The following is a 25,292-nucleotide window of genomic DNA, read 5'->3' as shown; positions in this document are numbered from 1 at the left end:
CGCAGCTCGCCGCCCGATCCTCCCAGCACAGTCCAAAACAGTCACCCCCGGGGGGTCTATATGGGGGATGTGGGCCCGGTCACCCATGCGCTATGAGCCGTGACTCGACCCGGATGCCCGGAGTGACGACCTTGAGCGACTCGACCAGTTCGTCCCCCGCCGCGCTCAGTTCCTCCAGCGACATCGGCGCCAGCCGCTCCAGCAGGAACAGCGCGTCGACGGTCTCCTCGGTGATCCGGGTGCGCACGCACTGCCGCCAGTTCCAGCGCCGGCAGGTGGCGCCCCTGTCGTCGCGCCAGACCACCTCGCCGATCTCCGGGTGGTCGACGCCGGGCTCGCCCTTCTCGACGACCTCGAACGGCTCCTCGCCCGTGGCGCGGATCAGCCGGGCCGTCCCCTCGTAGTGGGCCAGGTCCTCCCCGCCGATCGGCAGCCCGTGCCTGACGCTGATCGCGTTGTAGGCGTCGACCACCAGGTTGATCTCCGGCAGCGGCATCCGCCTGACCAGCGCGTCCACCGACGGTCTGGTCCGCTGCGGCTTCGCCCCGAAGGCCCGGTAGGCCTCCCGCCACGCCTCGACCTTCGGGTCCTCGGCGCTCACCGCGCCGTCGGCCGCCCCGGCCAGCCAGGCCCGGGACCTGTCGTCGGTCGGTCCGTTGCGCAGGCCGTACACGCCCATGGCCAGGACCGCGAAGTCCGGTCTGAGCGCCGTTACGGCGGGGTCCACCCAGATGTCCTCAATCACACCCCTCAGCTTAGGCCTTGCACACCCTTCGGCCAGGAAGGAGCCGTGCGCATCGAGGCGCCCGCCTCGGCCAGGGAGGAGCCGTGCGCATCGAGGCGCCCGCCGGGACCGTCAGCCGGCCGTCCAGTCGAGCTCCGGGCCGCGCGGCACGATCCGGCTCGGGTTGATGTTGGTCTGCGTCATGAAGTAGTGCCGCTTGATGTGGTCGAAGTCGGTCGTGTCGCGGAACGCCGGGATCGCGTACAGGCGCCGGGCGTAGGCCCACAGCACCGGATAGTCGGTCAGCCGCCGGACCGCGCACTTGAAGTGGGAGTGGTAGACCGCGTCGAACCTGGCGAGCGTCGGGTAGAGCCGCACGTCGCTCTCGGTGAGCGCGTCGCCGTGCAGGTGGTCGCGGGTGGCGAGCCGCTCCTCCAGCAGGTCGAGGGTGTCGAAGACCTTGGTGACCGCCTCGTCGTAGGCCTCCTGGGAGGTGGCGAACCCGGCCCGGTAGACGCCGTTGTTGAGCCCGTCGAAGATCACCTCGTTCAGCGCGTCGATCTCCCCGCGCAGCGCGGCCGGGTAGAGGTCGGGCGCGCCCTCGGCGTGCCACGGCGCGAAGGCGGTCTCCAGCGTGAGGGTGATCTGCGGATAGTCGTTGGTGACGAGCCGTCCGGCGGTGACGTCCCAGACGCAGGGCACGGTGTAGCGGCCCTGGTAGCCGGGATCGGAGGCCAGGTAGAGCTCCGAGAGGTACTCCACGCCGGTGACCGGGTCGCCGCCGGGGATCCGCCAGCCCTTCTCGTCCCTGATCGGGTCCACGATCGTCACGCCGACGGCGTCCTGGAGGCCGAGCAGCTCGCGCACGATGAGCGAGCGGTGCGCCCAGGGGCAGGCGTAGGAGGCGTAGAGCCGGTAGCGGCCGGGCTCGGGCGGGTGCTCGCCGCCCTCCTCGATCCGCTCCGTGAACCGGTTCGGCTGCCGCACGAAGCGTCCGCCCTCGGAGATCTCGCGTCCCAGCTTCATGGATCGACGGTACGCCACCCCGAGTAGAACATGATTCGGTTCAGGGGGCAGAATGCGGGGCGACGAAGGGAGCCGGGGACATGGTGACGGCGGCGGACGAGGCACAGCGCGCGGCATGGAGAGGCGGAGGGTTTCCCGAGGTGGAACGGGTGCGGCCGGGGCTCTGGTCGATCCCGGTGCCGATCCCGATCGATTCTCTCCGCTACGTGCTGGTCTACGCCCTCGAACTCCCCGACGGGGTGGCGATCGTGGACGCGGGGTGGGACACCGACGAGGCGTACGGGGCACTGGCCGCCGGGCTCGGGGCCGCCGGATACGAGGTGACCGACGTCAAGGCCGTCCTGGTCACCCACATCCACCCCGACCACTACGGGCTGGCCGGACGGATCCGCGAGGTGTCGGGCGCCTGGATCGGGCTGCACCCGGCGGATTCCCGGCTGCTGCGCGACCGCTACGACGAGGCCGGAATCGACGACCTGGTGGCGCGGGAGCGCCTGCTGCTGGTGCGGTCCGGGGTGCCGTCGCCCCTGCTGGACGAGCTGGCCGGGGCCTCGGCGATGCTCCGGCACTACGTGACCATGGCCAGGCCCGACCGGTTGATCGAGGACGGCGACCTCCTCGGCCTGCCCGGCTGGGACCTGCGGGCGGTCTGGACCCCCGGTCACTCGCCGGGGCACGTGTGCTTCGTCGAGCAGGAGCGGCGGCTGCTGTTCTCCGGCGACCACGTGCTCCCCCGGATCACGCCCATCGTGGCGGTCCATCCGCAGTCCGCGCCCAACCCGCTCGCCGACTACCTCGAGGCGCTGGCGGCGGTGCGCAAATTCGACGTGGACGAGGTGCTGCCCGCGCACGAGTACCGGTTCCTGGAGCTGGCCGACCGGGTCGACCACGTGATCGCCCACCACGAGGAGCGGCTCGCCGAGATCGAGGCGGTGGTCGGCGCGGGGGACGGGGTCACCTGCTGGGACGCGGCGACCGGGCTGAGGTGGGCGCGCCCGTGGGAGACGATCCCGCCGTTCATGCGCCGGGGGGCGAACAACGAGACGCTGGCCCACCTGGTCTGGCTGGAGGCCAGGGGCCGGCTGCGCCGGGTCGCCGGCGAGCCCGACCTGTGGTTTCCCGTGTAATCCCTGGTGGGGTCGGGTGTCGATTCCTTCCAGAGTATTTCATGCAAAACAAGTAGGAAATATTGACTTAGCGCCGAGCCGTGCGTAACTTCTCCGGTATGGGCCTCTATCTGACCCGTTGTGCGCATGTCGACTTCTGTCGCGTGTCCAGCGCCCAGTGTCCGTGATCACGAACCGACTCCACCGTCCCCCCCATTCCTCAGGACGCCACTCGTGATCAAGCTCAGACATGTCCCCCTCTCCGTGCTGCTGGTGGGGCTCCTCACCGCCTGCGGCGCGCGGGCCGCCGCCGGACCCGGCGGCCCCGAGACCCTGGAGCTCCGCTACCAGGGCAGCGCCGGCGCCGTCACCTTCCCCGAGTTCGCCGAGGAGCTCGGCTACCTCGGCCCCGTCAAGCTCAAGTGGATCGGCAACACGATCTCCGGTCCTCAGGACATCCAGGCCGCGGCCACCGGCCAGACCGACTTCGGCGGCGCCTTCAACGGCGCCATCGTCAAGCTGGCCGCGGCCAGGGCCCCGATCAAGGCCGTGATCGGCTACTACGGCAGCGACAAGGACAGCTACATCGGCTACTTCGTGGCCGACGGCTCGCCGATCAGGGGCCCGCGCGACCTGGTCGGCAAGAAGATCGGGGTCAACACCCTGGGCGCCCACCTGGAGGCGGTGCTCAAGGAGTACCTCAAGCGCGGCGGCCTGACCCCCGATGAGATCAAGCAGGTCGAACTGGTCGTCGTGCCGCCGGTCAACACCGAGCAGGCGCTCCGCCAGGGCCGGATCGACGTGGCCGCGCTGAGCGGCATCCTCCGCGACAAGGCGCTGCTGCGCGGCGGGATCCGCCCGCTCTTCAAGGACGTCGACCTGTTCGGCCCCTTCACCGCCGGGAGCGTCGTGCTCACCGAGCGGTTCATCGAGCGGAACCCGAACACCACGAAGAAGTTCGTCGCAGCCTTCGCCAAGGCCGTCGAGTGGACCCAGACACGCTCCCGCGAAGAGGTCGTCGCCAAGGCGAAAGAGATCATCGCCAAGCGGAAGCGGAACGAGGACACCACCGCCGTCGCGTTCTGGAAGAGCAGCGGGGTGGCCAACAAGGGCGGTGTGATCGACGCCGGGGAGTTCCAGACCTGGGTCGACTGGCTGGAGCGCGAGGGCGAGATCAAGAAGGGGCAGGTCAGGGCCGAGGACCTCTTCACCAATGCCTACAACCCGTTCGGAGGCACCCGATGAAGATCCAGATCCAGGGAGTCGGCAAGGAGTTCCGTGTGCGCGGCGCCGGCCGGCCGTTCACCGCGCTCGACGACGTCACCCTCGACGTGCGGGCCGGGGAGTTCCTCACCCTCGTCGGGCCGAGCGGTTGCGGCAAGTCCACCCTCCTCGACCTGCTCGCCGGGCTGACCGAGCCGACCAGCGGCCGGATCCTCCTGGACGGCGCCCCCGTCGACGGTCCCGGCCTGGACCGGGGGATCGTCTTCCAGCAGTACGCGCTGTTCCCCTGGCGCACCGCGCTGTCCAACGTCGAGTTCGGGCTGGAGGCGAAAGCCGTACCGAGGAAGGAGCGCGCCGAGCGGGCCAGGTCCTATCTGGACCTGGTCGGGCTGCGCGGGTTCGAGGAGCGCTACCCGCACGAGCTCTCCGGCGGCATGCGCCAGCGCGTGGCCATCGCCCGGAGCCTCGCCTTCGACCCGGACGTGCTGCTGATGGACGAGCCGTTCGCCGCGCTGGACGCGCAGACCCGCGAGTCCCTCCAGGAGGAGCTGCTGCGGATCTGGGAGAAGACCGGCAAGACGATCGTGTTCATCACCCACGGCATCGACGAGGCCGTCTACCTCGGCCGGCGGGTCGCGGTCATGACCTCCCGGCCCGGCCGGATCAAGCGGATCGTCGACGTCGAGTTCGACTCCCGCGACGGGGACCTGCGGGCCGACGCGCGCTTCGGCGAGTACCGGCACCAGGTGTGGACGCTGCTCCGTGACGAGGTCGCGGCCGCCAGGGCGGAGGAGGTGGCCCCCGTTGGCTAGCCTCTCGACCGGCGTCACCGCCGCCGGTCTCCCGACCGGCGTCCCCGCCGGCCTGGGACGCCTGGCCGCGACGGCGGGCCGGCGCGTCGCCGCCCTGGGCGTGCTCGCCGCGCTCTGGGAGGGCCTGCCCCGCCTGCGTGTGGTGGACCCCACCTTCCTGACGCCGCTGTCAGAGGTCCTGGCGGCCTGGTGGGACCTGCTCCTGTCCGGGGAGCTGCTCGACCACACCCAGGCCAGCCTGATCAGGTCCCTGGCCGGGTTCGCCCTGGCGATCGCCGCGGCCATCCCCCTCGGCCTGCTGATCGGCTGGTACGAGCCGGTGGCCGACCTGCTCAACCCGGTGCTCGAACTGTTCCGCAACACCGCGGCGCTCGCCCTGCTCCCGGTGTTCGTGCTGGTCCTCGGGCTCGGCGAGACCTCCAAGATCTCGATCATCCTGTACGCCTGCGCCTGGCCGATCCTGCTCAACACGGTCGCCGGGGTGAAGAGCGTGGACCCCCTGCTGATCAAGTCGGCCCGGTCGATGGGACTCCACCCGGTCCGGCTGTTCCAGAAGGTGATCCTCCCGGCCGCGGTGCCCACGATCTTCACCGGCATCCGGCTCGCCGGGGCCTACTCGATCCTCGTGCTGGTCGCCGCCGAGATGGTCGGCGCCAAGGCCGGCCTGGGCTACCTGATCACCTACGCCCAGTTCAACTTCCGGGTGCCCGACATGTATGCCGGGATCCTCACGATCTCCGTGCTCGGACTGCTCTTCAACCAGCTCCTCGTCCGTCTGGAGCGCCGCTTCTCGACGTGGAGGACCACCTGATGGCCACCCGGAAACTGCATCTGAACGCCTTCCTGATGGGCGTCGGCCACCACGAGGCCGCCTGGCGGCACCCGCGCGCCGAACCCGCCAGGATCGCCGACGTCCGGCACTACCAGGAGCTCGCCCGGATCGCCGAGCGCGGCAGGCTCGACTCGGTCTTCCTCGCCGACGGCCTGGCCCTGTGGGGCGACGTCGGGCACAACGCGCTCGGCGGGCTGGAGCCACTCACGCTGCTGGCGGCGCTGGCCACCGTGACCGAGCACATCGGCCTGATCGCGACGGTCTCCACCACCTACAACGAGCCGTTCCACGTGGCCCGCAAGTTCGCCTCGCTGGACCACATCAGCGGCGGCCGGGCCGGCTGGAACATCGTCACCTCCGCGAGCGAGGCCGAGGCGCACAACTTCGGCGTCGAACGCCCCGCCCACAGGGACCGCTACGACCGCGCCGCCGAGTTCCTGGAGGTCGTCACCAAGCTCTGGGACAGCTGGGAGGACGGGGCGATCCTGGGCGACCGCCGTAGCGGGGACTACGCCGACACCACCAGGATCCACGCCCTCGACCACGTCGGCCACCACTTCCGGGTACGAGGCCCGCTGAACACCTCCCGCCCCCCGCAGGGCCACCCCCTGCTGGTCCAGGCCGGGTCCTCCGAGGACGGCAAGGAGTTCGCCGCCCGCTTCGCCGAGGCCGTGTTCACCGCGCAGCAGACCCTCCAGGAGGGCCGGGAGTTCTACGCCGACCTCAAATCCCGTCTCGGCCGGTACGGCAGGCGCGGAGACGAGCTGCTGATCCTCCCCGGCATCTCGCCGATCATCGGCTCCACCGAGCGGGAGGCGCTCCTGCTGGAGAAGGAGCTCGAAGAGCTGATCATCCCCGAGTACGGCGTGCGGCAGCTCTCGGGGATCCTCGGCGTGGACCTGTCGGGCCATCCGCTCGACAGTCCCCTGCCCGAGGTGCCCCCGCCGGTCGACGGCCAGCAGAGCCGGTTCAAGCTCGTCACCGATCTCGCCCGGCGTGAGCGGCTGACCCTGCGGGAGCTGATCAACCGCCTGGCCGGAGGCCGGGGGCACCGCGTGGTCACCGGCACTCCCGAGCAGGTCGCCGACCAGATCCAGAAGTGGTTCACCGGCGGCGCCGCCGACGGCTTCAACATCATGCCGCCGGTCCTGCCGAGCGGCCTGGAGGACTTCGTCGACCACGTCGTGCCCGAGTTGCAGGTCCGCGGCCTGTTCCGCACCGAGTACGAAGGCCGCACGCTGCGCCAGAACTACGGCCTGGCGCGTCCGGCATCCCGTTTCGAGCAGAAGGCGCCGGTGGCCTCATGAGCATCGTGACCGTGGTGGGCAACCCGCGAGCCGGGTCGCGCACGTATGACGTGGCCGTCCAGGCCACCCGGACCGTCGCCCGGCGGATCGGCCGCGAGGGGCCGTCCGAGATCGTCGACCTGTCCGCCCTCGCCCCCCTGCTGTCCGTGCCCGCGGCGTCGTCCGCCGTGGAGGCCGCGCTGGAGCTCCTCACCCGGGCGGACGTCCTGGTGGTGGCGAGCCCGACCTACAAGGGCGCCTACACCGGCCTGCTCAAGACCTTCCTCGACCGGCTGCCTGGGGGTGCGCTGGCCTCCACTGTCGCGCTGCCGCTGCTGGTGATGGGGGACGCGCGGCACGCCCTGGCGGTGGAGGTCCACCTCCGGCCGCTCCTGGTCGAGCTGGGCGCCACGGTCCCCACCCCGGGCCTGGCGCTGCTGGAGTCCGAGCTCCCCGACCTCGACGCCGTTCTCGGCCGCTGGGCCGGCCGGGTCGCTCCTCAGGTCGCCGCGGCGCTCAGGGAAGGAGCTCCGTCGTGATATCGGGAAGAGATGGGGTTATGAATGGGTTACCGACCATAAGCGTGTTTCACGCCGCTGAGGAGGAAACGTGATCGGGCGGAGCGAGGTAGCCGGAAGGCTGAGCACCTTGACGATGTTCGATGAGCCGCCGAGGCCCCACGAGCCCACACGTCCCCTCGGCTCCCCGAGCGAGGACTCATGACCGAGACCCTGCCCGGCCGGGCGGTCGACGGCGAGCGGTTCCGGCAGGCGCTGGCCGTCCACGCCGCCGGGGTGGTCGTGGTCACCGCGCAGTCCGAGGGGATCCCGGCCGGGCTGACGGCCACCTCGTTCTCCTCGGTCAGCCTCGCGCCCCCACTGGTCTCCTTCTACGTCGACCAGTCCTCGACCACCTGGCCCTGGCTCCGCCAGGCCGACCACTTCGCGGTGAACGTGCTGGCCAGCGACCAGGCCGAGCTGGCCTCCCGGTTCGCGCGCAAGGGCGTCGACCGCTTCGCCGCCCCGACCTCCTGGCGGCCCGGCCCGCTGGGCGTCCCCCTCCTGAACGGCGCGTCCGCCCAGCTGATCTGCTCCCCGCACTCCACCGTCGACATAGGGGACCACGTCCTCGTGGTCGGCCTCGTCACCGACACCAACCTCGACCCCGGCGGCCGTCCGCTCCTCTACCACCAGGGACGCTTCGGCCGCTTCACCCCGCACTCCTGACCCCGTGGGGGACGCCTCCCGTCCGGGGCGTTCCCCTCGCGGAGGGCGGGTCAGCGGCGGCCGCCCCTGCGGCGCCCGTTGGAACTCGACCCGTTGCAGACGCCCGTGCACCTGCGGCAGCCGATCCCGCAGCCAGTGGTGACGCGGTCGGTGTCGGTGTCGGTGTCGGTGGCCGTGTCGTTCGATCCGTCGTCCGTGTCGTCCTCTATGTCGCTGTCTTCATAGTCTTCGTAGTCGATTGCGGCTTTAGTCCCGATACCACCCTTTTGGATGGCGTTATAGGTGTCGCCGTACGGCACGCGGAACGAGCCGGCCTCGGCCTTCTCCCCGACCGCGGGGACGTGCCTGTCGATCCTGATGTAATACCAGCGGAAAATGCGTTTCCTGCCGTTACAGGCACGGTCGGAGACGCGGGTACGGGTTTCCTTCCGCACGCAGACCATGACGCGGTCCTCGACGTCCACAATGGAGACGTCGTTTCCCCGGCCGCCCTTCTTCGCGGCCCGCAGGATCTCGCCGGACGGCTTCCGGAGCGACCCCTTCCCGGCCCTCTTCCCCAAGGCGGGGACGCGCTTCTCCGCCGGGATGAAGTACCAGGAGTAGCCTCGCTCGGCGTCGTCGCAGCGCTGGTCGGCGACGCGGATCCGGTTGCCCTTCCGCACGCACACCTCGATGTAGGCCTTTTCCGCCTCGCCCTCATCCGGGACTTCCCCGTCGTCCTCCACCACGGACTGGACCGGGGGAGGGGGATTGTCGGCACGTGGAGCGGGTGCCGTACAGGCCGTAAGGGCGAAAGCGGTCACGAGAATGGAAATCAACGTACGCGGTGCGGATGTCAAAGGGCCCCTGACGTGATCGTTCTACTGATACGAGCGGAAAACGGATATCTCCCTACTGAGGTTCCGTATTTCGCATGTCAGTGAGGCGTTCCGCGTAACCGGAGATCGCGGCGTTCCCCGACGCGGTGGACATCGAACAGAAACGCTACCGCGCCATGCAGGGCTTCGCCGAGCTGACGCGACGCGCCAAGACGGCCGGGCGGCTGCGCGCCGACTTCGCGCAGGACGACCTCGCCCTACTGCTCATGGCCAATGGCGGCATCATCGCCGAATCCACCGAAGCGGCCCTGGCCTCGTCCCGACGACTCGTCGCCTACATGCTCAGCGCCTTCCGCGCCGAACAGGCCGAGCCCCTCCCACCACCCGCCCCACTCGACCTGCGTGACGTCCTGAACACACCGGCCTCCACCCTTCGTCCCGCACCGGAGGCAGGCGGAGCGGGACCGGCAGGACGCCGAGGAACCAGCGGCCGGATTCCCTGAGGCCGGAGCAGGCACGAAACCGCCGAATGCTCGCGCACCGGCAGAGTCGCGAGGAAAGCGGCACATCCGTACGCCTCGGTGTCATCCCGCGGCGGGCGGCCTGCTCTCCCGGCACCCGGCGGTGGTCACCATCCGTGACCTTCGGTTACGCGGAACACCTCGGCGCCGGTGACGCTTTCCCCGTGGCCCCCGAGCTCCACGGAGCGGATCCGCCGCCCGGGCGGGCGCGGTCAGGTGAGACGGACGGTGCCCCGGCCGGTGGCCAGAGGCAGGTCCAGGAGGGTGCGGATGCCGGGCGGGGCGGCGCAGAGGGCGGACACCGTGTTGACCGCGTGGGCGGCGGCACCGACCAGGCCGTGGGACATCTCCTCGACGGCGAGCGTCATCTGGGGGACGCCCTCGATATGGATGGTGAAGCCGGGCTCGGGCCAGCGGCGCACCTTGGTGGCGTCGGCCTTGTAGACGCACTCCACGGTCATGAAGGGGCGGCCGCGGACGAGGCCGGTGAACGTCCAGCGGGAGGCGCACACGGTGCCGACGCTGACCAGGCCCGCGGCGATCTCGAACTCCTCGGAGGCGAGCTCGAACTCGTCGCTCTCCTCGACCTCGTCGAGGGTCACGTCGAGGTTGCCCGCCACGAACTGCACACTCTCGGCGAACAGCGAGCGCTGGAAGGCGCGGAACGGGCGGACGGCGGCGGCGTAGTCCTTGGCCGAGCGGGTGAAGCCGAACAGGTCGACCACGATCTGGCGGGACGGGTGGCCCCGGAAGTCGGAGGACTCGCGGACATAGATGTGGTCGATCCGGTTGGACAGCCCGGTCAGGGCGAGGGGGAGCATGTCGCTCATGAAGCCGGGATTGATGCCGGTGCCGTGCAGGGAGGCGTTCCCGGCGCGGCAGGCGGCCTCCAGGCGTTCCACCACGCCGGGGCCGTAGCACTGGGGGTAGACGAACCCGGTCGTGGTAACGACGTTCTTGCCCGAGGCGAGCAGGGCGCAGATCGTCTCCACGTCGGTCGGGTGGTCGCCGCCGAAGTAGGACGCGGGCAGCGGCATGTGCAGCACGCAGTCGGCCTCGGTGGCGAGGATCTCGTCGACGTCGTCGGTGCAGGTGACACCGGTCGCGGGCAGTCCGACGAGCGTGCCGGCGTCCTGTCCCAGCTTGTCGGGGTCGTAGACGAGGACTCCGACGAGATTGAACTCCGGACGGGTGATCAGGGCGCGCAGTGAGTAGCGTCCAACGGCGCCCGTGGCCCATTGGATCACTCGGAGGGGCGGAGATGAGGGCATGCGTTGCCTCCAGCCCGGGTCTCTGGGCGGGGCCGTGCTGGGAGGAGTGTCGTCGTTGACCCTCGCCCTGTTCGGGGCAGAAACTTTAACAGAAATTCACGCGCCCGATCACTATCCGCGACGATCCGGCAGCCTGTCGTCTCTCGTCATGGTCCTGCGGGGGGCGACAGGCTATGGTTCAAGGAAAACAGAACTATGTTCTCGTGGGAGAGTGCGGATGTCAGAGCTGCGGTTTGACGGCAAGGTCGCGGTCATCACCGGCGCCGGGCACGGTCTCGGTCGCTCACACGCGCTGTCGCTGGCCGAGCGCGGCGCCAAGGTCGTCGTCAACGACCTCGGCGGCGCGCTGGACGGCACGGGTGCCTCCAGCGGCCCGGCCGCCGACGTGGTCAAGCTGATCAACAAGAACGGCGGCGAGGCGGTCGCCAGCACCGACAACGTCGCGACCCCGGAGGGCGCCAAGGCGATCGTGCAGGCCGCGATCGACGCCTTCGGGCGGCTGGACGTCGTCGTCAACAACGCCGGCATCCTGCGCGACAAGTCCTTCGGCAAGATGAGCGTCGAGGAGTTCGACCAGGTCCTCGCCGTCCACGTACGCGGCTCGTTCCTGGTGAGCCGCGCTGCCTTCCCGTACCTCAAGGAGCAGGGCTACGGCCGGATCGTCAACACCTCCTCGCCCGCCGGACTGTTCGGCAACTTCGGCCAGGCCAACTACTCCACGGCGAAGATGGGCCTGGTCGGCCTGACCAAGACGCTCGGCATCGAGGGCGCCAGAGCGGGGATCAAGGCCAACGCGATCGCGCCGGTCGCCTGGACCCGGATGACCGAGGCGCTGCTGCCGGCCGAGTTCGAGGCCAAGTTCACCGCGGAACGGGTCAGCGCGCTGGTGGCGTTCCTGGCGCACGAGTCCTGCGAGACCAGCGGGGAGGTCTTCAGCGTCGGCGGCGGCCGGATCGCCCGGGTCTTCGTGGCCGAGGGGCCCGGCTGGCGGCAGGACGACCACACGGTCGAGGACATCCGGGACAACTGGGAGGCCATCATGGCCGAGCAGCCGTACCTGACCCCCACCACCCTCGGCCAGCAGGCGTCCGCCTCCATGAAGGCCATGCTCTGACCGTATGACCGCAGAAAGGGCGTCCGCGCGGGTGCGGGCGCCCTTTCTGCGGTCCGGGACTCTGTGGTCCGGGTCTCTGTGGTCCGGTCTCACCCGGATCCGGTGGTCCCGCTCCGGCAGGTCCGCTGACTTTTGTGGAAATCTGCAAAAGTTGGCGGACGTTTCGCTAAAAGCCTTCACAACGTGAGCAGAAGAGGGTTAGCTTCTGCACACCAACTCCCAATGCGGAGGTGTTGTGAAGCGCGTTACCGCTCGGCCGGAGAACCCCCACCAGGCCGCGCTGCTCCGGCTGCTACGGGAACGGGCGCGGTCACGTGCCGAGCTCGGCGACGTGGCCGAGCTCTCACGCTCCCGGCTCAACCTCGAACTCGACCGGCTGGTCGAGCTGCGGCTGGTCGAGCAGGCGGGCCTGGCGGCCTCGCGCGGCGGGCGCAGGTCGGGCATGGTACGGCTGGCCGCGACCATGCGGTTCGCCGGCATCGACGTCGGCGCCACCTCGGTCGACGTGGCCGTCACCGACGGCGGCCTGGAGGTCCTCGGCCGCGCGAGCGAGCCCTGCGACGTGCGCGACGGGCCGACCGCCGTGCTGGACCGGGCCGCCGAGATGCTCGCCAAGCTGCGCGGTCAGGGACTGTTCACCCAGCTCCACGGCGCGGGGATCGGCGTCCCCGGGCCGGTCAGCTTCCGGGAGGGGATGCCGGTCGCGCCGCCGATCATGCCCGGCTGGGACCGCTACCCCGTCAGGGAGACGCTCGGGCAGGAGCTCGGCTGTCCCGTGGTGGTCGACAACGACGTCAACATCATGGCCCTCGGCGAGCTCCACGCGGGGCTGGCCAGGCAGGTCGACGACTTCCTCTTCGTCAAGATCGGCACCGGGATCGGCTGCGGGATCGTGGTGGACGGCAGGATCTACCGCGGTGTCTCCGGCAGCGCCGGCGACATCGGCCACATCCGCGTCGACGACGCCGGCCCCATCTGCGCCTGCGGCAACGCCGGCTGTCTTGAGGCCTACTTCGGCGGTGCCGCTCTCGCCAGGGAGGCCACGGCCGTCGCCGAGCGCTCGCCGTACCTCGGCGAGCGGCTCCGGCGGACGGGCGCGCTCACCGGCGAGGACGTCGCCGCGGCGGCCGAGCTGGGCGACGCCGAGGCGGTGCGGCTGATCCGTGACGGCGGGCACCGGGTCGGCCTGGTGCTGGCAGGGCTCGTCAGCTTCTTCAACCCCGGCCTTGTGATCGTCGCCGGAGGCGTGGCCCGGCTGGGCCACCTGCTGCTGGCGGAGATCAGAAGCGTCGTCTACCGCCGGTCGCTGCCCCTGGCGACGGGCAACCTGCCCATCGTGCTGTCGGAGCTCGGCGACAGCGCCGGAGTGATCGGCGCGGCCCGGCTGTGCAGCGACCACGTCTTCTCGGCCCCATGAACAACCAGCGAGGCCTCATGTCCGAAAACAGCCCCTTGTTGCTGATGAAGGGGATCGTCAAGCAGTTCCCCGGTGTCCGCGCGCTCGACGGCGTCGATCTGGAGGTGCTGCCCGGTGAGGTGCACTGCCTGCTCGGCCAGAACGGCGCGGGCAAGTCCACCCTGATCAAGACCCTCGCGGGCGCGCACCAGCCGGATGAGGGCACCATCACCCTGGGCGGTGAGCCGGTACGGCTGAGCAGCCCGATCGCGGCGATCCGGCTGGGCATCTCCACCATCTACCAGGAGCTGGACCTGGTGGAGGGACTGAGCGTGGCCGAGAACGTCTTCCTCGGTCATGAGCCGGCCCGGCTGGGGTTCGTCGGTCAGCGGGAGGCCAACCGGGCCACCCGGGCGCTGCTGGAGCGGCTGGGGCACGGGGAGATCCGGCCGACGACGCAGGTGGGGCGGCTGTCGCCGGCGGCCAGGCAGGTGGTCAGCATGGCGCGGGCGCTGTCGCACGACACCCGGTTGATCATCATGGACGAGCCGTCGGCGGCACTGGCCCATGACGAGGTGGGCAACCTGTTCCGGATCATCCGGGAGCTGACCGCCCAGGGGGTGGCGGTGGTCTACATCTCCCACCGGCTGGAGGAGATCCGCCAGATCGGTGACCGGGTGACGGTGCTCAAGGACGGCCGCACGGTGGCGGTGGGCCTGCCGGCCGGAGACACCCCGACCCGGCAGATCGTCTCCCTGATGACCGGCCGCAATGTGGAGCACGTCTTCCCGCCGCGTCGTGGCGGGCCCGCGACGGGGGAGGAGGTGCTGCGGGTGGAGGGGCTCACCGTCCCGGGCGTGTTCGCCGACGTCTCCTTCGCGGTCCGGGCGGGGGAGATCGTCGGACTGGCCGGGCTGGTCGGCTCGGGCCGTTCGGAGATCATCGAGGCGGTCTACGGGGCGCGCCGCTTCTCGGGGCGGGTGGTCGTGGAGGGCAGGCCGGTCCGCCGGGGCGGCACCGCGGGCGCGGTCCGGCTGGGCATGGGCCTGGCGCCGGAGGAGCGCAAGGCCCAGGCGCTGCTGCTGGACCAGAGCGTGACGCGCAACATCTCGCTGGCCAGCCTCGGCCGTTACTCCCGGTTCGGCTGGCTGGATCGGCGTCGCGAGGCCGAGGACGCGCGTGCTCTGGTCGAGACGCTGGACATCCGTCCGCCCGACCCGGACCGGCCGGTCAAGACGCTGTCGGGCGGCAACCAGCAGAAGGCGGTGCTGGCGCGCTGGCTGCTCAACGGCCGCAAGCTGCTGCTGCTGGACGAGCCCACCCGGGGGGTGGACGTCGGCGCGCGGGCGGAGCTGTACGCGGTGATCCGGAGGCTGGCCGAGGAGGGGGTGGGGGTGCTGCTGGTCTCCAGCGAGGTGCCCGAGGTGCTCGGCCTGGCCGACCGGGTGCTGGTGATCCGGGAGGGCACGATCATCCACGAGGCCGACGCCGGTGACCTGGACGAACATCGAGTACTGGACATGATCATGGAAGGCAGTGCGCTGTGACCGACCCGCAAGGCCAGGCCGCCGCGAGCCCGGCGGAGGCTGTCGAGAGTCCGATGGAGAGCGCGCAGGGCCCGGTAGGGGCTGCCGGGAGTCCGATGGAGAGCGCGCAGGGCCCGGTAGGGGCTGCCGGGAGTCCGGTGGAGAGCGCGCAGGGCCCGGTGGAGGCGGTGAAGCCGTCCGCCGATGAGCGTGGCCGGGGTGAGGCGTCCGGGCACAGGCACGCCGGGGCCCCCGGTTGGCCGGCCCGGCTGGGGGAGGTGCCGCATCTGGGGCTGGTGGCGGCGCTGGCGCTGCTGGCGGTGGTCGGGCTGGTGACGGTGCCGGACACCTTCGCCACCGGCTCCAACCTGGTGAGCATCCTGGCACTGGCGGCGACCATCGGCGTGATCACCGTCGGCGCGACCTTCGTGATCATCGGCGGCGGGATCGACCTGTCGGTGGGGGCGGTGATGGCGCTGGCGTCGGTGTGGGCGACCACGCTGGCCACCCAGTCCTACGGGCCGCTGGTGATGATCGTCTGTGCGGTGCTGGTCGGCGCCGGGGCGGGGCTGGTCAACGGATGGTTGATCGCCTACGGGCGGCTGGTGCCGTTCATCGCGACGCTGGCGATGCTGGTGGCCGCCCGCGGGCTGGCCCAGCGGATGTCGGACCGCAAGACCCAGCTGGTGCAGCAGGGCAACGAGATGATCGTGGAGCTGTCGACCACCCGGCTGCTGGGCCTGCCGCTGCTGGTCTACGTCTTCGCGCTGGTGGTGGTGGCCGGCTGGGTGGTGCTGAACCGCACCACGTTCGGCCGGCGCACCTACGCGGTGGGCGGCAATCCCGAGGCGGCGCGGCTGGCGGGCATCGACGTGCGGCGGCACACGGTGTGGCTGTACGCGCTGTCGGGGTTGTGCTGCGGCATCGCGGCGGTGCTGATCATGGCCAGGACCACGACCGGTTCCTCCACGCACGGCGATCTGTACGAGCTGGACGCGATCGCCGCGGTGATCATCGGGGGGACGTTGCTGACCGGGGGCCGGGGGTCGATCGTGGGGTCGATCCTGGGACTGCTGATCTTCACGGTGATCACGAATCTGTTCATCCTCAACGGGCTCAACACCAGTGATCAGTTGATCGCCAAGGGCCTGATCATCGTGGTGGCCGTGCTGCTGCAGCGGCGCAGCCTCCGCTCCTCGACCTGACGCCCCCGCCCGCCGCGGACCGGTCAGGGCCCGCGGCGCGCGGGGGCGCCCGCTCACCACCGGATCCGTCACCGTCCGGTCCCGGTCCTCGGGCCCCCGCCGGGGACGGAACCGTCCCCTTCCGAAAAAACCTTCCCGAAGCAGTCCTCCCCTCCGAAAAACCGGTCTTCCCCTCCGCGAAGGAGCATGGTCATGACAGAAAGAGTCGCCCGTCGAGGTTTCCTGGTCGGCGGAGCCGTCATCGGCGCCGGTGCGCTGGTGACCGCGTGCACCGGCAACACCCCGGCCCCCGAGGCCGCCGCCTCCGGCGCGGCACCGGCACCGGCGGCCACCGGCGGCAACGACGCCCCCGGCGACAAGGTCGTCATCGGGTTCTCGGCGCCGGCGGCCGATCACGGCTGGATCGCCGCGATCGCCAAGAACGCCGAGGCCGCGGCCAAGCAGTACACCGATGTGGAGTTCAAGCCGGTCGAGCCGACCAACGACATCAACGCGCAGATCTCGGCGGTGGAGTCGCTGATCGCGGCGAAGGTCGCCGCGCTGGTGATCCTGCCCAACGACGGCCAGCAGCTCAACCAGATCGCCCGGCAGGCCTCCGACGCGGGCATCCCGGTGATCAATCTGGACCGGGTCTTCCCCGACAAGCTGTCGTACCGGACCTGGATCGGCGGCGACAACTACGGCATGGGGGTCGCGGCCGGGCATTACATCGGCAAGACGCTCAAGGACAAGGGGGTGGCCGACCCGGTGATCCTGGAGATCCAGGGCATCGCGACGCTGCCGCTGACCCAGGATCGCAGCAAGGGCTTCGAGGACGCGTTGAAGACTTACGGGTTCACGGTGACGGCCAAGCAGGACGCGCAGTTCACGGTGGAGTCGGGCACGAAGGTGACCAGCAACCTGCTGCAGGCGCACAAGAAGATCGACGCGATCTGGAACCACGACGACGACCAGGGCATCGGGGTGCTGGCGGCGGTCAAGGAGGCCGGGCGCAGCGAGTTCTTCATGGTGGGCGGGGCCGGGTCGGCCAACGCGATGCGGGAGATCCAGGCCGACAGCGGGGTGTTGAAGGCCACCGTGACCTACAGCCCGACGATGGCCGCCTCGGCGGTGAAGCTGGCCCGGCTGATCGCGCAGGGCAAGGGAATGAGCGATCTGCTGGAGAACCAGGTGCCGCAGTCGATCACGCTGGCCTCCGAGACCATCACCAAGGACAACGTGGCGAAGTACCTGCCGCTCGGATTCGAGTCCTGATGATCGCTGACGACAGGCCGACGCTGGGGATCGGCATGGTCGGCTACGCGTTCATGGGGCGGGTGCACTCGCAGGCCTGGCGCAGTGTCGGCGCGTTCTTCGACCTACCGGTCCGGCCGGTGATGGCGGCGCTGGGCGGCCGTTCGAAGGAGGCCACCGCCGCCGCGGCCCGCGACCTGGGCTGGGCGGCGGTCGAGACCGACTGGCGTGACCTGATCGCCCGCGACGACGTGCAGGTGGTCGACATCTGCACCCCCGGCGACAGCCACGCCGAGATCGCGATCGCCGCGCTGGAGGCGGGCAAGCACGTCATCTGCGAGAAGCCGCTGGCCAACAGCGTGGCCGAGGCCGAGGCGATGGTCGCCGCCGCCCGAGCCGCGGCCGGGCGGGGGGTGCACGCCATGGTCGCCTTCAACTACCGGCGGGTGCCGGCGGTCGCGTTGGCCCGCCGGTGGGTGGCCGAGGGCCGGCTGGGCCGCCTGCATCACGTGCGCGCCCAGTATCTGCAGGACTGGATCGCCGATCCGGCCTTCCCGCTGGTGTGGCGGCTGCAGCGGGAACGGGCCGGTTCCGGCGCGCTGGGCGACATCGGCGCGCACGTCATCGACACCGCCCAGTTCATCACCGGCGAGCTGCTGGAGGGGGTGTCGGCGCTGACCGAGACCTTCGTCAAGGAGCGCCCGCTGGCCGGAGCTTCGGCCGGGCTGAGCGCCACCGGCGCCACCACCTCGGCCGACGGCACGTCGGGCGACGGCGCGCCGGGAGACGCGGCGGACAGCGCGGCGGGCGGTGCGGTGGCCACCGGCGCGGTGGACGTCGACGACGCCGCGCTGTTCATCGGCCGTTTCAGCGGTGGCGCGCTGGGCTCGTTCGAGGCGACCCGGTTCGCCACCGGCCGTAAGAACGCGCTGCGGATCGAGGTCAACGGCTCCCGAGGGAGCCTGGCCTTCGATTTCGAGGCGATGAACGAACTGTGGTTTCACGACCACACCCTGCCCGCGGCCGAGGCCGGCTTCCGCAGGATCATCGTCACCGAGGCCGAGCACCCTTACGCGGCGGCGTGGTGGCCGCCCGGACACGGGCTCGGCTACGAGCACACCTTCACCCATGAGATCAAGGACTTCGTCGAGGCGGTCGCCGCCGGCGTGGCCCCGGCGCCGTCTTTCGCCGACGGGCTGCGGGTGCAGCGGGTGCTGGCCGCGGTCGAGGCGAGCGCGGCCGACGGAAGCCGTTTCACCCCTGTGGAGGAATCGTGACCCGACCTATCACGCTGTTCACCGGCCAGTGGGCCGATCTGCCGTTCGAGGAGGTCTGCCGGCTGGCCGCCGAGTGGGGCTACGACGGCCTGGAGATCGCCTGTTGGGGCGACCACTTCGAGGTCGACAAAGCCCTGGCCGACGACTCCTACGTCGAGCGCAAGCTGGAGGTGCTGGCCAAGCACAACCTCAAGGTGTGGACCATCTCCAACCACCTGGTCGGCCAGGCCGTCTGCGACCACCCCATCGACGCCCGGCACAAGGCCATCCTGCCCGCCCGCATCTGGGGGGACGGCGAGCCCGAAGGCGTGCGCCGCCGCGCGGCCGAGGAGATCAAGGACACCGCCCGGGCCGCGGCCCGGCTGGGCGTGGACACGGTGGTCGGGTTCACCGGCTCGGCCATCTGGCACACCGTGGCGATGTTCCCGCCGGTGCCCGCCTCCATGATCGAGGACGGCTACGCCGACTTCGCCGACAGGTGGAACCCGATCCTGGACGTCTTCGACGAGGTGGGGGTGCGTTTCGCGCACGAGGTGCATCCCAGCGAGATCGCCTACGACTACCACACCACGGTGCGCACCCTGGAGGCGATCGGGCACCGGCCGGCGTTCGGGCTGAACTGGGACCCCTCGCACATGGTCTGGCAGGAGATCGACCCGGTGGGGTTCATCCTGGACTTCGCCGAGCGGATCTACCACGTCGACTGCAAGGACGCCAAGGTCCGCACCGGGGACGGCCGGCGCGGCCGGCTGGCCTCGCACCTGCCATGGGCCGACCTGCGGCGGGGCTGGGACTTCGTCTCCACCGGGCGCGGCGATGTGCCGTGGGAGGACTGCTTCCGGGCGTTGAACGCCATCGGGTACGCCGGGCCGATCTCGATCGAGTGGGAGGACGCGGGCATGGACCGGCTGGCGGGGGCGCCGGAGGCGCTGGGCGTGATCCGCGGGCTCAACGCGATCACCCCGCCGGCCGCCGCCTTCGACTCCGCCTTCTCCTCGGAGTGAGGAAGGTACGGCCCGCGCTCGCCGATCGCGCCGGCGAGGCGGGCCGTACCGGAACGGGTCAGTCCATGACGACGATCTGGCGCAGAACCTCGCCGCCCCTCAGCGCGGCCACGGCGTCGTTGAGGTCGGAGAGCTTGATGCGGGCGCTGATCATGCTCTCCAGGTCGAGCTTGCCGGCTTTGTACAGCTCGGCGAAGAACGGGAAGTCCCGGCGGACGTCCGACCCGCCGTACAGCGAGCTGAGGATGTTCTTCCCCTCGAACAGCAGGTTGAAGGCGCTCAACGGGACGATGTCGTCCATCGCGCCCGCACCCACCACGATCACGTCGCCGCCCCGGCGGGTGGCCTGCCAGGCGGTCATGATGGCGGCGGACTTGCCGACGGCCTCGAAGCCGTAGTCGAACCCCCTGCCGCCGGTCAGCGATCCGACCGCGTCCATGAGCTGGTCGGGGGTGACGGCGTGGGTGGCCCCGACCTTCTTGGCCAGCTCGTGCTTGGACTCCAGCGGGTCGATCGCCAGGATCGTGGTCGCGCCGGAGATCCGGGCGCCCTGGATCACCGACAGGCCGATGCCGCCGCTGCCGACCACGGCCACGGTCGAGCCGGCCTTCACCCGGGCGGTGTTGAGCGCCGCACCGACCCCGGTGGTGATGCCGCAGCCGATCAGTGCCGCCGCCTCGTAGGGCACCTCGGGATCGACCTTGACCGCGCCCTGCCAGGGCACGACGATCTCTTCGGACCAGGTGCCGCACCCGGCCATGCCGAACGCCGGGGTGTCGCCGCCGTAGCGGAAACGGGCGTTGACGAAGCTGTCCATGACGTAGGTCATGCACAGGAACGGCTGGTTCACCAGGCAGTTCGCGCAGGAGCCGCAGGCCGGGGTCCAGTTGACGATGACGTGGTCGCCGGGCTGGACCGTGGTCACGTGGTCGCCGACCTCGACGACCTCGCCCGCCCCCTCGTGGCCGGGGATGACCGGGAGCGGCATGGGCAGCAGCCCACTGATCACCGACAGGTCGGAATGGCAGACGCCGGTCGCCTTGATCTTGACGCGGACGTCCGTCGGGCCTGTCGGGGCGAGGGTGAAGTCGTCGCGGATGTCGAGCTTGTCGTCGCCGACGGCATGCAGAAGCGCACCACGCATGGGGGTCCTCCTAGTTCTCCTCAAGGGAGAGGGCGGCTTTGGGACAGGACCGCACGGCGTGCCGGACGCGGTCCATCATCTCCGGCGGCGGCTCAGGCAGCAGCAGGTGCAGCTGGTCGTCGTCGTCGAGCTCGAAGACCTCCGGGGCGAGTCCCGTGCAGACCGCGTTGGCCTCGCATACCAGATAGTCGACTTTGATCTTCATGTCAGCCTCCTAGACCGGGGTGGCGAGCTTACGGTGATCCCATGAGATCACTCGAGTGGGCTCCACCACGAAGGCGACCCTCTTGCGGCCGGTATAGGCGACATACTCCGTGAGAAGCTCCTCGGCGTCAGGCATTCCCGCCATCCGCCGGGCGACGTTCATGCCGATCTCAAGGATGCCCCCGGAGTCGTCGATCCGCCGGGCGATGCCGTACACCAGGACGCCGCGCAGGTCGGAGTACTCCTCCCCGGCCTCTATCAGGCAGCTCACCCGGGCGTCCCGCTGGATGTTGAGCGTCTTCTGGGCCTTCCCGTAGGTCCAGAAGGAGATCCTGCCCTCGGTCAGCCCGTAGAACATGGTCACCATGTGAGGTGTCCCGTCGGGATTGATCGTGCCGAGCTGAAGTTTCCGGGATTCACCGATGAAGGCGGTGATCTCGTCCTCGGTCATCACGATGCGGGCGCGCTGGTTCACGGTGCAAAGTAGAACACGTTCCATAAGGCCCGGCAAGGGCCGTTCGGAATGTTGTTCGGTCTGGATAGTCTGCTCGGATGAGCAACGCGACCATGCCTGCCGACCTGCTGTACGCGGCCCAGCGCGCCAAGGGCTTCATGCCCCACGCCGAAGGTCTCGCCCTGTTCGAGACCGCCGTCGAGTACGGCCCGCGCGGGCCGATCTGCGAGATCGGCACCTACTGCGGCAAGTCCGCCGTCTATCTCGGCGCGGCGGCCAGGCAGGCCGGTTCCGTCGTCTTCACCGTGGACCACCACCGGGGCTCGGAGGAGATCCAGCCGGGCTGGGCGCACCACGACCCCACGCTGGTGGACCCCCGCTTCGGCAAGATGGACTCGCTGCCCACCTTCCGCGCCACCATCGCCTCCGCCGGACTCGAGGACGAGGTCATCGCGGTCGTCGGCCGGTCGGAGCGGGTCGCCGGTCTGTGGAGAACCCCGCTGGCGATGCTCTTCATCGACGGAGGCCACTCCGAGGAGCCGGTGACCGAGGACTACGAGGGATGGGCCCCGCACGTCATCCAGGGCGGCGCGCTGGTCTTCCATGACATCTACCCCGACCCCGCCACCGGGGGTCAGGCGCCCTACCGCGTCTACCGGCGGGTCCTCGCCTCCGGCGCGTTCAAGGAGGTCAGGCAGGAGGGCTCGCTCCGGGTGCTGGAGCGGATCGGCCCCGGTATCGGCTGACCTCACCGCCGTTCCCCGGTCATGATCGAGACCGCGACCGGCTCCTCCACGCCCCTGACCCGGACCACCGTCGAGGCGATCAGGTCGGTGTCGGCCCGCAGCAGCAGCCAGCCACCCTCATGGCAGTCCACGACGGTGAGCGGCGTCGTCGGCGGGCGGCCCGCTCCGGACAGGCACTGCAGAGCCGTCCAGATCCGGGTGGTCACGGTCTCCTCGGGCTCGTCGCAGCACGGCCGCAGCTCGTCGATCAGCGAGACGGAGGCCGGTCCCAGCGTGCCCCGCGCCCGGCCCACCCGTTCCCAGGAGCAGTGGGCCGGGCCGTCCACGCCGAGCACGAGGTCGCCCAGCCGGCTGTGGGACGTCCCGCCGTCCATGGTCACGTGCAGCGCCGGATCGAGGCCGAGGGCGACCGCGGCCCGTTGCAGGTAGACGGCCAGCAGGTTCGGCGGCCACGGGTCACGCCGGGGGAGCGGGCCGACGTCCTTCAGCCGCAGCCCGGTCCAGGCCGCCACCAGCCGCCCCCGCACGTCGATGGCGGTGACGTCCCAGACGTACTCGCCTCCGTCGTGATGACGCTCGGTGGCGTGCAGCCTCACGTCCCCCTGGGACGGGCGGACCACCAGCCGCTCGCCGCCGACCGGCAGCAGCCGCCGGTGCGGCACGCACGCCTGCAGCGCGTGGATCGTGGCATCGCTCAGCCCCGGACTGCCCAGCACCGGCCTGTCCGCGAACCAGCCGTCGGGGTCGTCTCCGTGCAACTCGCCCCGGCATCCCCGCGCCTCGACGAGGGTCAGCTCCCTGACCCGCTGGAACCGGCCGGTGTGGAAGCACAGCGCGCCGTACAGCTCCCCGGCGTCCAGCGGCTCGGCGCCGTCCCGGTTCAGCTGCGGTACGGCCAGCGTCTCATCGGCCGGGTCCACCGGGAACACGGCCCTGAAATGGTCGACGCGGAATCCCGTCTCCTCGCTGCGGACCACCACTTCGACCGTCTGCTCGTGCCGGAGCGCGCACACCCGGATCGTGGTGCCGCCCTCGTCGGGCACGGCCACCGGCCGGTCGAACGTCATCTGCCCGGCCTCGTCCAGCGGCCGCCCCGCCAGCACTCCGGCGGCCTGCGCCATCGCCTCCAGCGCCACCACCGCCGGCAGTACCGCCAGCCCGTCGATCCGGTGGTCGTCCAGGTAGGAGTCGCTGCCGAGCGACAGACGGCTGTCGGCGACCAGCTCCACCCCGGGGACGTGCACGCGGACCTCGTCGAGGAACCGCCCTCCCGCCGGGCAGGGGGCCGGAGGTCCGCCCAGCCTGCCGTGGACGGCCACGCTGGGGGGCAGGTCGCCGGCCCTGAGCAGTGTGAGGAACAGCTCCGCCCCCTCCTGCGGGGTGATGGCCGTCACCTCCGCTCCGGCGGCACCCGGCCGCCGATCCGGGCCGGTCCCGGTCCACACCGGCCAGTCGACGTGCAGCCCGCCGATCCTTCTGACCCGCTCCCGCAGCAGTCCTTCGGCCAGCGCGCGGTGGCTGCCGCCCGCCAGGCCGTACCGGCCGGCCACCGATCCGAAGGTCACCACCCGCCGGGGCGCGGTCGCGGCCAGCAGGTTGTCCAGGCCGGTCAGCCTGGGCACGATGTGCCTTCCGAAGTCCTCGGCCGTGAGGCCGGCCGACCGGCCCGGCCGGTCGGCGTCCGCCGAGTGGATCACCATGGTGACCGGTCCCAGCGTGCTCTCCAGCTCCCGTACGGCGTGCGCCGCCTCCCCGGCGTCACCGACGTCCGCCGTCGCGTAGCCGTGCCGGATGCCCCTGCGGGCCAGCTCCTCCAGGACGTCCGTCAGGATCGCGTCGTGGCCCGGCCGGCCCCGCCCGAGCAGGGCCAGCGCGCACCCGCTCGCCTCGGCCAGCGCCATGGCGCAGGCGGCCGCGATCCCCTCGCCGGTCCCGCTGACCAGCACCACGTCCGCCGGGCCCACCGGGAGCGGCCCCTGCCCGTCGAGGTCGAGCGGGACCTTTCCGCATGGACGCCCGGCGTCGAGGCCGAGGTCGGGATGCTCCCGCCCCAACGACGCCAGGAACCCGGACAGGGCGTCGCCCTCGCAGAGCACGGCCAGCCCCTCGCCGCCCGCGATCGCCTCGCGGACCGCCGTGACCAGCGTCTCGACCGCCCCCGGCCGCAGCGGGTCGTCGATCTCGACCCGCCTGACCGGTCTCTCGCCGTTCTCCGTCCCCGACCGGCCGCCGGGGCGGTCCTTCCCGTTCATGGCGGGAGGGGCCTGGCCGCCGGGAAGGGTCTCCCCGCTCCCCGGGAGGACGGGCCGCTCGACGGCCGCCGGGTCGTCGGCGAAACACCTCACCCAGCGCGCCACACCGGCCACCGGCCCGGCGCCCGCCTGCTCCCGGCCCACCCTCTCGTCCGGCTCTTCCGGCTCGTCCGGGTCCTGCCCGTCCTCCACATCCTCCGCGTCCTTTCCGGCGGCTGCCTCGGAGCCCCCGTACGGCACGGGCGGGAAGGCCGTGGAGATGAAGACGCGGTCACGCCAGATGTCGAAGGGCCGGGCCGGATGATCACCGTAGAGGGCGGTGAGATCCGGGATGGCCATGGCGGCCCAGAGGGCGGCGGCGGCCTCGGCCGAGGGGATCCCGGAGGGAGGGGACGGCTCCATCCCGTCCTTCGCGTCCGGTCCGATGTACACCCCCGGCAGGGTGGCCGGCAGGCCGGGTCGGGCGCCGTCCAGCCAGTCCAGGGCGAGACCGGCCCGCTCGGCGAGCTGCTCGGCCGACCCCGCCACGATCGCGACCCGCGACGGCCCGGCGGGGGCTGTCCCCAGCGCGTACGCGAGATCGCACAGCTCCGCCTCCGACCACCGCACCGCCTGGTCCGCGACCCGCTCCAGCACCGGCCGTACGGCGTCCAGGTCCTCGCCCGAGAACGCGAACACCACCGGCTCCTCCCGCGAGGGCCCGTCGATCACCCGCCGTCGCGGCACGGCTCCCGGCACGGTGGGGCGCGCGTCCCCGCCGGCCGGCGCCGGGACGGTCAGGACGAGGTGGGCGTTGACGCCGCCGAACCCCATGGCGCTCACCCCCGCGAGGCGGGGCCCGGCGGGCCACGGTTCGGGGCCGGCCAGAACCCGCAGGGGAGCGTCGGGGGC

The 25,292-nt window shown here is 71.1% G+C and carries 24 protein-coding genes; 16 read left to right on the top strand and 8 right to left on the bottom strand.

Annotated features, from left to right (window positions below):
• Positions 1-79: 79 nt before the first annotated feature.
• Positions 80-745, bottom strand: coding sequence for a B3/B4 domain-containing protein (locus CA984_RS02790; protein WP_086567674.1), 666 nt, complete (start codon positions 743-745; stop codon positions 80-82).
• Between the two features lie 111 nt (positions 746-856).
• On the bottom strand, positions 857-1,750 hold the full coding sequence (locus tag CA984_RS02785) for a glutathione S-transferase family protein (RefSeq protein ID WP_086567672.1): 894 nt from the start codon (positions 1,748-1,750) through the stop codon (positions 857-859).
• Between the two features lie 80 nt (positions 1,751-1,830).
• Here CA984_RS02785 and CA984_RS02780 point away from each other — a divergent pair, with 80 nt between their 5' ends.
• From CA984_RS02780 to CA984_RS02750, 7 genes are all read left to right on the top strand, one after another.
• Entirely contained in the window at positions 1,831-2,877 is a 1,047-nt protein-coding gene (locus CA984_RS02780; RefSeq protein WP_086567670.1) for an MBL fold metallo-hydrolase, read from the top strand.
• A gap of 213 nt (positions 2,878-3,090) precedes the next feature.
• Positions 3,091-4,101 (top strand): ABC transporter substrate-binding protein, encoded by a 1,011-nt coding sequence (locus CA984_RS02775; protein ID WP_086567669.1) that lies wholly within the window; start codon positions 3,091-3,093, stop codon positions 4,099-4,101.
• Entirely contained in the window at positions 4,098-4,892 is a 795-nt protein-coding gene (locus CA984_RS02770) for an ABC transporter ATP-binding protein (RefSeq protein WP_086567666.1), read from the top strand. The genes CA984_RS02775 and CA984_RS02770 overlap by 4 nt, the downstream gene beginning before the upstream one ends.
• A complete protein-coding gene (locus CA984_RS02765; protein WP_086567663.1) occupies positions 4,885-5,703 on the top strand; it encodes an ABC transporter permease in 819 nt (272 codons plus the stop codon). The genes CA984_RS02770 and CA984_RS02765 overlap by 8 nt, the downstream gene beginning before the upstream one ends.
• Complete coding sequence (locus tag CA984_RS02760) at positions 5,703-7,031, top strand: LLM class flavin-dependent oxidoreductase (RefSeq protein ID WP_086567795.1); 1,329 nt, start codon at positions 5,703-5,705, stop codon at positions 7,029-7,031. The genes CA984_RS02765 and CA984_RS02760 overlap by 1 nt, the downstream gene beginning before the upstream one ends.
• On the top strand, positions 7,028-7,549 hold the full coding sequence (locus CA984_RS02755; protein ID WP_086567661.1) for an NADPH-dependent FMN reductase: 522 nt from the start codon (positions 7,028-7,030) through the stop codon (positions 7,547-7,549). Before CA984_RS02760 ends, CA984_RS02755 begins: the two co-directional genes overlap by 4 nt.
• 180 nt (positions 7,550-7,729) lie before the next feature.
• Positions 7,730-8,236 (top strand): flavin reductase family protein, encoded by a 507-nt coding sequence (locus CA984_RS02750; RefSeq protein ID WP_086567658.1) that lies wholly within the window; start codon positions 7,730-7,732, stop codon positions 8,234-8,236.
• Positions 8,237-8,286: 50 nt separating this feature from the next.
• On the opposite strand, the gene CA984_RS02745 is transcribed toward CA984_RS02750, so the two are convergent.
• A complete protein-coding gene (locus tag CA984_RS02745; protein WP_133061517.1) occupies positions 8,287-8,964 on the bottom strand; it encodes a hypothetical protein in 678 nt (225 codons plus the stop codon).
• A gap of 236 nt (positions 8,965-9,200) precedes the next feature.
• Here CA984_RS02745 and CA984_RS02740 point away from each other — a divergent pair, with 236 nt between their 5' ends.
• Positions 9,201-9,557, top strand: a complete 357-nt coding sequence (locus CA984_RS02740; RefSeq protein WP_086567652.1) for a hypothetical protein — start codon at positions 9,201-9,203, stop codon at positions 9,555-9,557.
• 230 nt (positions 9,558-9,787) lie between these two features.
• On the opposite strand, the gene CA984_RS02735 is transcribed toward CA984_RS02740, so the two are convergent.
• Positions 9,788-10,846, bottom strand: coding sequence for an NAD(P)H-dependent amine dehydrogenase family protein (locus tag CA984_RS02735; RefSeq protein WP_086567649.1), 1,059 nt, complete (start codon positions 10,844-10,846; stop codon positions 9,788-9,790).
• A gap of 217 nt (positions 10,847-11,063) precedes the next feature.
• On the opposite strand from CA984_RS02735, the gene CA984_RS02730 reads away from it, so the two are divergent.
• From CA984_RS02730 to CA984_RS02695, 7 genes are all read left to right on the top strand, one after another.
• Positions 11,064-11,960: an SDR family oxidoreductase gene (locus CA984_RS02730; RefSeq protein ID WP_086567646.1), complete on the top strand. Its 897-nt coding sequence runs from the start codon at positions 11,064-11,066 to the stop codon at positions 11,958-11,960.
• A 235-nt stretch (positions 11,961-12,195) separates the two neighbouring features.
• Positions 12,196-13,377: an ROK family protein gene (locus CA984_RS02720; RefSeq protein ID WP_086567640.1), complete on the top strand. Its 1,182-nt coding sequence runs from the start codon at positions 12,196-12,198 to the stop codon at positions 13,375-13,377.
• Positions 13,374-14,903: a sugar ABC transporter ATP-binding protein gene (locus CA984_RS02715; protein ID WP_207620683.1), complete on the top strand. Its 1,530-nt coding sequence runs from the start codon at positions 13,374-13,376 to the stop codon at positions 14,901-14,903. Before CA984_RS02720 ends, CA984_RS02715 begins: the two co-directional genes overlap by 4 nt.
• A 137-nt stretch (positions 14,904-15,040) precedes the next feature.
• Positions 15,041-16,087, top strand: a complete 1,047-nt coding sequence (locus CA984_RS02710) for an ABC transporter permease (protein ID WP_242675696.1) — start codon at positions 15,041-15,043, stop codon at positions 16,085-16,087.
• Positions 16,088-16,279: 192 nt separating this feature from the next.
• Entirely contained in the window at positions 16,280-17,341 is a 1,062-nt protein-coding gene (locus tag CA984_RS02705; RefSeq protein WP_086567792.1) for a substrate-binding domain-containing protein, read from the top strand.
• Positions 17,341-18,597, top strand: coding sequence for a Gfo/Idh/MocA family protein (locus CA984_RS02700; RefSeq protein ID WP_108724521.1), 1,257 nt, complete (start codon positions 17,341-17,343; stop codon positions 18,595-18,597). The genes CA984_RS02705 and CA984_RS02700 overlap by 1 nt, the downstream gene beginning before the upstream one ends.
• The gene (locus CA984_RS02695; RefSeq protein WP_086567633.1) at positions 18,594-19,601 is read left to right on the top strand and encodes a sugar phosphate isomerase/epimerase family protein; all 1,008 of its coding nucleotides are present in this window, start codon (positions 18,594-18,596) and stop codon (positions 19,599-19,601) included. The genes CA984_RS02700 and CA984_RS02695 overlap by 4 nt, the downstream gene beginning before the upstream one ends.
• 58 nt (positions 19,602-19,659) lie before the next feature.
• On the opposite strand, the gene CA984_RS02690 is transcribed toward CA984_RS02695, so the two are convergent.
• The 3 genes from CA984_RS02690 to CA984_RS02680 are packed head-to-tail and all read right to left on the bottom strand — an operon-like array spanning position 19,660 to position 21,424.
• Complete coding sequence (locus CA984_RS02690; RefSeq protein WP_086567630.1) at positions 19,660-20,745, bottom strand: Zn-dependent alcohol dehydrogenase; 1,086 nt, start codon at positions 20,743-20,745, stop codon at positions 19,660-19,662.
• A 10-nt stretch (positions 20,746-20,755) separates the two neighbouring features.
• On the bottom strand, positions 20,756-20,950 hold the full coding sequence (locus CA984_RS02685) for a ferredoxin (RefSeq protein ID WP_012894631.1): 195 nt from the start codon (positions 20,948-20,950) through the stop codon (positions 20,756-20,758).
• 9 nt (positions 20,951-20,959) lie between these two features.
• Positions 20,960-21,424: a pyridoxamine 5'-phosphate oxidase family protein gene (locus CA984_RS02680; RefSeq protein ID WP_086567627.1), complete on the bottom strand. Its 465-nt coding sequence runs from the start codon at positions 21,422-21,424 to the stop codon at positions 20,960-20,962.
• Positions 21,425-21,501: 77 nt separating this feature from the next.
• Between CA984_RS02680 and CA984_RS02675 the strand changes: the two genes are divergently transcribed.
• Positions 21,502-22,149, top strand: coding sequence for a class I SAM-dependent methyltransferase (locus CA984_RS02675; RefSeq protein WP_242675695.1), 648 nt, complete (start codon positions 21,502-21,504; stop codon positions 22,147-22,149).
• Positions 22,150-22,151: 2 nt separating this feature from the next.
• Here the strand turns inward: CA984_RS02675 and CA984_RS45270 are convergent.
• Positions 22,152-25,292: SDR family NAD(P)-dependent oxidoreductase (locus CA984_RS45270; RefSeq protein ID WP_133061516.1), on the bottom strand; the 3,141-nt coding region annotated here is incomplete at its 5' end.

This window comes from Streptosporangium minutum (assembly GCF_002149035.1).
Classification (GTDB): domain Bacteria; phylum Actinomycetota; class Actinomycetes; order Streptosporangiales; family Streptosporangiaceae; genus Streptosporangium; species Streptosporangium minutum.
Note: the sequence above shows the minus strand (reverse complement) of the source record. Positions and strands in the feature narration are given on the sequence as shown.

Bases quoted from the DNA above. Each gene is read 5' to 3' on its own strand.
- CA984_RS02705 (WP_086567792.1), top strand. From the start codon at position 16,280: ATGACAGAAAGAGTCGCCCGTCGAGGTTTCCTGGTCGGCGGAGCCGTC.
- CA984_RS02685 (WP_012894631.1), bottom strand. From the start codon at position 20,950: ATGAAGATCAAAGTCGACTATCTGGTATGCGAGGCCAACGCGGTCTGC.
- CA984_RS02700 (WP_108724521.1), top strand. From the start codon at position 17,341: ATGATCGCTGACGACAGGCCGACGCTGGGGATCGGCATGGTCGGCTAC.
- CA984_RS02755 (WP_086567661.1), top strand. From the start codon at position 7,028: ATGAGCATCGTGACCGTGGTGGGCAACCCGCGAGCCGGGTCGCGCACG.
- CA984_RS02690 (WP_086567630.1), bottom strand. From the start codon at position 20,745: ATGCGTGGTGCGCTTCTGCATGCCGTCGGCGACGACAAGCTCGACATC.
- CA984_RS02730 (WP_086567646.1), top strand. From the start codon at position 11,064: ATGTCAGAGCTGCGGTTTGACGGCAAGGTCGCGGTCATCACCGGCGCC.
- CA984_RS02750 (WP_086567658.1), top strand. From the start codon at position 7,730: ATGACCGAGACCCTGCCCGGCCGGGCGGTCGACGGCGAGCGGTTCCGG.
- CA984_RS02715 (WP_207620683.1), top strand. From the start codon at position 13,374: ATGAACAACCAGCGAGGCCTCATGTCCGAAAACAGCCCCTTGTTGCTG.
- CA984_RS02770 (WP_086567666.1), top strand. From the start codon at position 4,098: ATGAAGATCCAGATCCAGGGAGTCGGCAAGGAGTTCCGTGTGCGCGGC.
- CA984_RS02785 (WP_086567672.1), bottom strand. From the start codon at position 1,750: ATGAAGCTGGGACGCGAGATCTCCGAGGGCGGACGCTTCGTGCGGCAG.
- CA984_RS02780 (WP_086567670.1), top strand. From the start codon at position 1,831: ATGGTGACGGCGGCGGACGAGGCACAGCGCGCGGCATGGAGAGGCGGA.
- CA984_RS02760 (WP_086567795.1), top strand. From the start codon at position 5,703: ATGGCCACCCGGAAACTGCATCTGAACGCCTTCCTGATGGGCGTCGGC.
- CA984_RS02735 (WP_086567649.1), bottom strand. From the start codon at position 10,846: ATGCCCTCATCTCCGCCCCTCCGAGTGATCCAATGGGCCACGGGCGCC.
- CA984_RS02675 (WP_242675695.1), top strand. From the start codon at position 21,502: ATGAGCAACGCGACCATGCCTGCCGACCTGCTGTACGCGGCCCAGCGC.